General features: G+C 70.4%; 4 protein-coding genes and 1 pseudogene. 3 read left to right on the top strand and 2 right to left on the bottom strand.

The features are described from left to right. Both CCN56_RS18430 and CCN56_RS18435 read right to left on the bottom strand, forming a co-directional pair. Nucleotides 1-190: pseudogene (locus CCN56_RS18430) on the bottom strand (patatin-like phospholipase family protein); the annotation flags it as partial. Nucleotides 191-238: 48 nt separating this feature from the next. Continuing rightward, nucleotides 239-940, bottom strand: a complete 702-nt coding sequence (locus CCN56_RS18435) for a DNA alkylation repair protein (RefSeq protein WP_086828221.1) — start codon at nucleotides 938-940, stop codon at nucleotides 239-241. Between the two features lie 181 nt (nucleotides 941-1,121). Here CCN56_RS18435 and CCN56_RS18440 point away from each other — a divergent pair, with 181 nt between their 5' ends. From CCN56_RS18440 to CCN56_RS18450, 3 genes are all read left to right on the top strand, one after another. Further along, nucleotides 1,122-1,874 carry a TVP38/TMEM64 family protein gene (locus CCN56_RS18440; RefSeq protein ID WP_086828223.1) on the top strand — a complete coding sequence of 251 codons (753 nt, stop codon included), beginning with the start codon at nucleotides 1,122-1,124 and terminating at the stop codon, nucleotides 1,872-1,874. Between the two features lie 97 nt (nucleotides 1,875-1,971). Continuing rightward, a complete protein-coding gene (locus CCN56_RS18445) occupies nucleotides 1,972-2,847 on the top strand; it encodes an undecaprenyl-diphosphate phosphatase (protein WP_086828224.1) in 876 nt (291 codons plus the stop codon). Nucleotides 2,848-3,177: 330 nt separating this feature from the next. Then, on the top strand, nucleotides 3,178-4,824 hold a 1,647-nt coding region (locus CCN56_RS18450; RefSeq protein WP_086828226.1), incomplete at its 3' end, for an FHA domain-containing protein.

The raw sequence follows: 4,824 nt of genomic DNA on the forward strand, positions 1-4,824 counted from the left end.
GCCCCAAGGCGAGCTGCGCCCCGACGACCGCTCCCGCGGAGCTGCCGACGATCAGATCGGCGCCGGTCGGATCGATGCCGGCGTCGAGGAGCCCCCGCAGCACGCCGGCCTCCCACCCGGCGCCGACGAGCCCACCGGCCCCCAGCACGAGAGCCGTCCGCGTCCCCGTCCGCTTCTCTGTCTGCGTCATGTCCCGAGTCTGGCGCAGCAGTTGTCCCGGACGACGGCCGGGGTGGGGTCAGAGGTTCTTGAGGGCCTCGCGGACGGAGAGCGGGGAGAGGCGGGACCCGTGGGCGGCGACGAAGGCGCGGACCTCGGCGGGGGCCGTCTTGCCGTACTCGCGCAGGCTCCAGCCGATGGCCTTGCGGATGAAGAAGTCGGGGTGGGCCGAGCGGCGCAGGCAGTGGGCGAAGAGCCGGTCGGCGTCGGTGGCGTCCTTGTAGCGGAGCTGGTGGAGGAGGGCGGTGCGGGCGACCCACAGGTCCTCGTCGTCGATCCACGTGTCCATCTCGCCGGCGAGGGCGGGGTCGGCCGCCACCAGGCCGCCGACGACGTGGGCGGCGAGGTGGTCGACGGTGTCCCACCAGGAGGCGGTGGTGACGAGCCGGCGGGCGACCGGCAGGAAGCCGGAGGAGCAGCGCTTGACGTGCCGGCGCAGGTAGTCGACGGCGAAGTAGTGGTACTCGCGCTCGGGGAGGGCGAAGCAGCGCAGGGCGATCGCGGTGCAGTCGGTCTCGTCGGGGCGCGGGGTGCCGTCGAGGACGGTGCGGGACAGGGCGCGGCGCTCGGGCGTGCGGATGCCGAGGAAGGGGGCCGCGCCCTTCATGTACGCGACCATCTCCTGGGCCCGGAAGGGATTGCCCGCGGCGGGGTAGGCCGTGGTGAGCCGCTCCAGGACGGTGTCGGCGAGGGCGCTCGCGGGCGGCGCGGTGTCGGTCATGGAACCCTCTCTGTCACGGCGCGCTCCGGGGCGCACCGGACGGACGCTCCGGACGGACGCTCCGGGCGCACCCCGGACGGGCACTTCGCGGCGTACCCCGGACGAACACTCCGGGAGCACCCCCGGACGGACATGACGCACATTACGGCGCTCCTACGGGCGCGTCCGTTACTCTCCCCGAATGCTCGCTCCCGTGCCCCGGCCGCCGGGCTCCCTCGCCGTCCGCTGCTCCCGGGCCCTGCTCTCCCCCCGTTCGCGGCTCTCGCTGCTCGCCCTGCTGCTGCTCACGGCGGCCACCCTCGTGGTGCTCTACGAGCCGCAGCGGATGCTCGCCTCGGGCTGGCCGCCGCACACGAGCGGCGCCGGGGCGGTGCTGCTCTTCGGTCTCGCGTACGGGGTGTGCGCGGCGGCGTTCGTCCCGCGTCCGGTGCTGAATCTGGCGGCGGGCGCGCTGTTCGGTTCCGCGGCCGGTCTGACGGGGGCGCTCGCGGGGACGGTCCTCGGGGCCGGGATCGCGTTCACCCTCGGCCGCTTCCTTGGGCAGGACGCCCTGCGGCCGTTCGTACGGGGCCGGTGGCTGACGGCGGCGGACGGACAGCTGAGCCGGCACGGGTTCCGTTCGATGCTGGCGATCCGGCTGTTCCCCGGGGTGCCGTTCGCGGCGGCCAACTACTGCGCGGCCGTCTCCCGGATGGGGTACGTGCCGTTCCTGCTCGCGACGGCGCTCGGCTCGCTGCCGAACACGGCGGCGTACGTGGTGGCGGGTGCCCAAGCCGGTTCGCCGGGCTCGCCGGCGTTCCTCTTCTCGGCGGGGTTCATCGTCCTGTCGGGCCTCGGCGGGGCGGTGGTGGCCTGGCGCAAGCGGCACGGCCTGCGGGCCGCCGCCACTGCCCCCGAGGCCCCCGAGCCGGAGCGGGAGCCGGTCCTCAAGTAGCGGCCACGGGCCTCGCCATAGGCTTGTCATCTTGTACATGTACGCTGCGCTCGACCTTCTGACCGCACACGTACATAAACGGGACGGCCCTAGCCCCATGAGTTGGTTCGAATCGTTCATCCTCGGACTCGTCCAGGGGCTGACGGAGTTCCTTCCCATCTCCTCCAGCGCGCACCTCCGTCTCACCGCGGCCTTCGCCGGCTGGAGCGACCCGGGAGCGGCCTTCACCGCGATCACCCAGATCGGCACGGAGACCGCGGTCCTGATCTACTTCCGCAAGGACATCGGCCGGATCATCTCCGCCTGGTTCCGCTCCCTCGCGGACAAGTCGATGCGCTCCGACCACGACGCCCAGATGGGCTGGCTGGTGATCGTCGGCTCCATACCGATCGGCGTCCTCGGCGTCACGCTCAAGGACCAGATCGAGGGGCCGTTCCGCGATCTGCGGCTCACGGCCACCACGCTGATCGTCATGGGCATCGTCCTCGGCATCGCCGACCGGCTCGCCGCGCGGGACGAGGCCGGCGGCCGGCACCGGGCCGCGCGCGAGCGCAAGACGCTCCAGGACCTCAGCGTGAAGGACGGCCTGATCTACGGCGTCTGCCAGGCGATGGCCCTGATTCCCGGCGTCTCCCGCTCGGGCGCGACGATCTCCGGCGGTCTGCTCATGGGCTACACCCGCGAGGCCGCCGCCCGCTACTCCTTCCTGCTCGCCATCCCGGCGGTGCTCGCCTCCGGCGGGATGGAGCTGAAGGACGCCGCCGCGGACGGCAGCGTCTCCTGGGGCCCCACGATCTTCGCCACGATCATCGCCTTCGTCGTCGGCTACGCGGTGATCGCCTGGTTCATGAAGTTCATCACCACGAAGTCCTTCATGCCGTTCGTCTACTACCGGATCGCGCTGGGCCTCCTGCTGTTCGTCCTGGTCGGCGCGGACGTCCTCAGCCCCCACGCGGGCGAGTCCGCAGGCTGACGGAGCCGCCACGGAAGGGCCCGCACGGTCGACAGCCGTGCGGGCCCTTCCGCTTTCCGCCCCCGTCGTCCCGTCCCTGCGCGCGTGGGTCGCTTTTCTGCACATCGGCCCCGGGCATCCCCGCCGGAACTCCCGTGTCACATCGTCACCGAACGGTCACCGTGTGATGACCGATGGGTCCGCACGCCTTCTCATCCGCCTCGCGGCCCGAATATCATAGCCCTGCGTTCCGGTCCGCTCGCCGTGTGTGACGCAGGGGGTGCTGTTTCGTCTGGGCGGCCGGTCTCGTATTTCGTCATCGGATCCGTGACTCATGGAATTGGGTGACCCATGCCTCCTCGGCTCGTCGGCCATCAGGGCTCTCTGGCGGGACAGCAGTTTCCGATCGGCGCCACACCGCTCACCCTGGGTCGCAACGGCGACAACAGCGTGGTGATAACGGTGGGGAACGTCTCGCGCTTTCACGCCGAGGTGCGTCGCGAACGCCATGGATTCGTCCTCTACGACAGCGGCAGCAGTAATGGAACGCGCGTCAACGGGACACGCGTCACCTCGCACGAACTGCAGCCCGGAGATCTCATCGAGATCGGCACCGAGACGTTCCGCTTCGAAGCCGCCGACGCGATGGAGACCATCCTCGATCTCTCCGTGCTCGGGCCGGTCGCTCCGTCCGAGGCGACCCTCGCGGCAGGGCCGGTGCTGAACGTCACCGTGACCGGCGGCGGCCCTGTCGGTCTGAGCTTCGCGCTCCTCCTGGAAAGCCTCATGGGGCCCCGCGTGGCCATCACCGTGTACGACGGCCGGTGGATCCAGGACGGGGCGAAGGTCGTCTGGAAGAGCGCGGATCAGGGCAACGTCAGGCGGCAGCAGGTCGTCACCGTGCAGAGCCGCCAGTATCTGAACCTCCCCGAAGAGGTGCAGGCCCGGCTCTTCCGCGGCGACGCGTACTCCGAAATGTGGCCGGTCGGCCCCGATTCGCTCCGTGACCGCAAACCGAGGAACCTCCGCATCGCCTACATCGAGGACACCCTCCTCGAATTGGCCAACGAGAAGCCGGAGCGGATCCGGCTGGTTCCCGAGGTGTTCGACCCGGCCGAGTACCAGAAGGCGGAGACCCGGGGACACGTGCTCGCCGTCTGCGAGGGAAGTCGCTCCCGGACGCGCGAGTATTTCACCGACAAATTCGGCAACGCCGACAAGTCCATCTACTCGCTGAACGGTCAGCACATTCAGGACGTGGTCCTCGGTCTGCGCGTCAAATCGACCCTGACGGACCCCATGACCGTCCTGTTGACCGTGGCCCAGAACCGCTTCCTCCTCAACGCCCTGCGCGGCGAGGGTTTCCTGAACATGCGGCTCACCGACGCCGAGGCCGCGGAAGTGATCGGTATCGACCCGGTCCGGCACGTCTTCGAGGAATGCATCGCCTCGCGCCCGTGCGTCATGGGACGGGACGACCACGGCGACTTCCAGTGCTCGACGCACAGCACGCTCTTCCTGCCCGCCATGGTCAGGGGTTCGGCCCTGTGGAGGCGGGTGAGGGAGGGGCTGGCACTGTTCGGAGTCGCCGAGCGTGACCTGAGCGCCGTCACGGCCTTCCGGCTCGACATGGTGCAGCGGCCACGGTTCACCACCCGGCTGCTGCCGGCCACGTCGACCACCCCCGGGACCTACGGCTTCCTCCTCGGCGACGCCGCCAACGCGATCCACTTCTGGCCCGGCCGCGGGCTCAACAGCGGTCTGGGCTCGGCCATCTCCCTGGCCCGGTCCCTCAACGGCGCCTGGACCGGCCGGCCGTTCCGGGACGCCGACTTCGCCCGCCACGAAGCGGCCATGTCCATGCTCCAGTACCGGCACAAGAGCCGTGCCTGGAACACGATGATCACCACCGACGAGAACGGCGTCAGCCGCGCGATCAAGGAGAGGATCGCCCAGAGCATCGAGGAGTCGGAGGGGAAGGACCTGGAGAGGGACGCG

Origin of the sequence: Streptomyces sp. NRRL B-24572, from assembly GCF_002156145.1 — a bacterium.
Classification (GTDB): Bacteria; Actinomycetota; Actinomycetes; order Streptomycetales; family Streptomycetaceae; genus Streptomyces; species Streptomyces vietnamensis.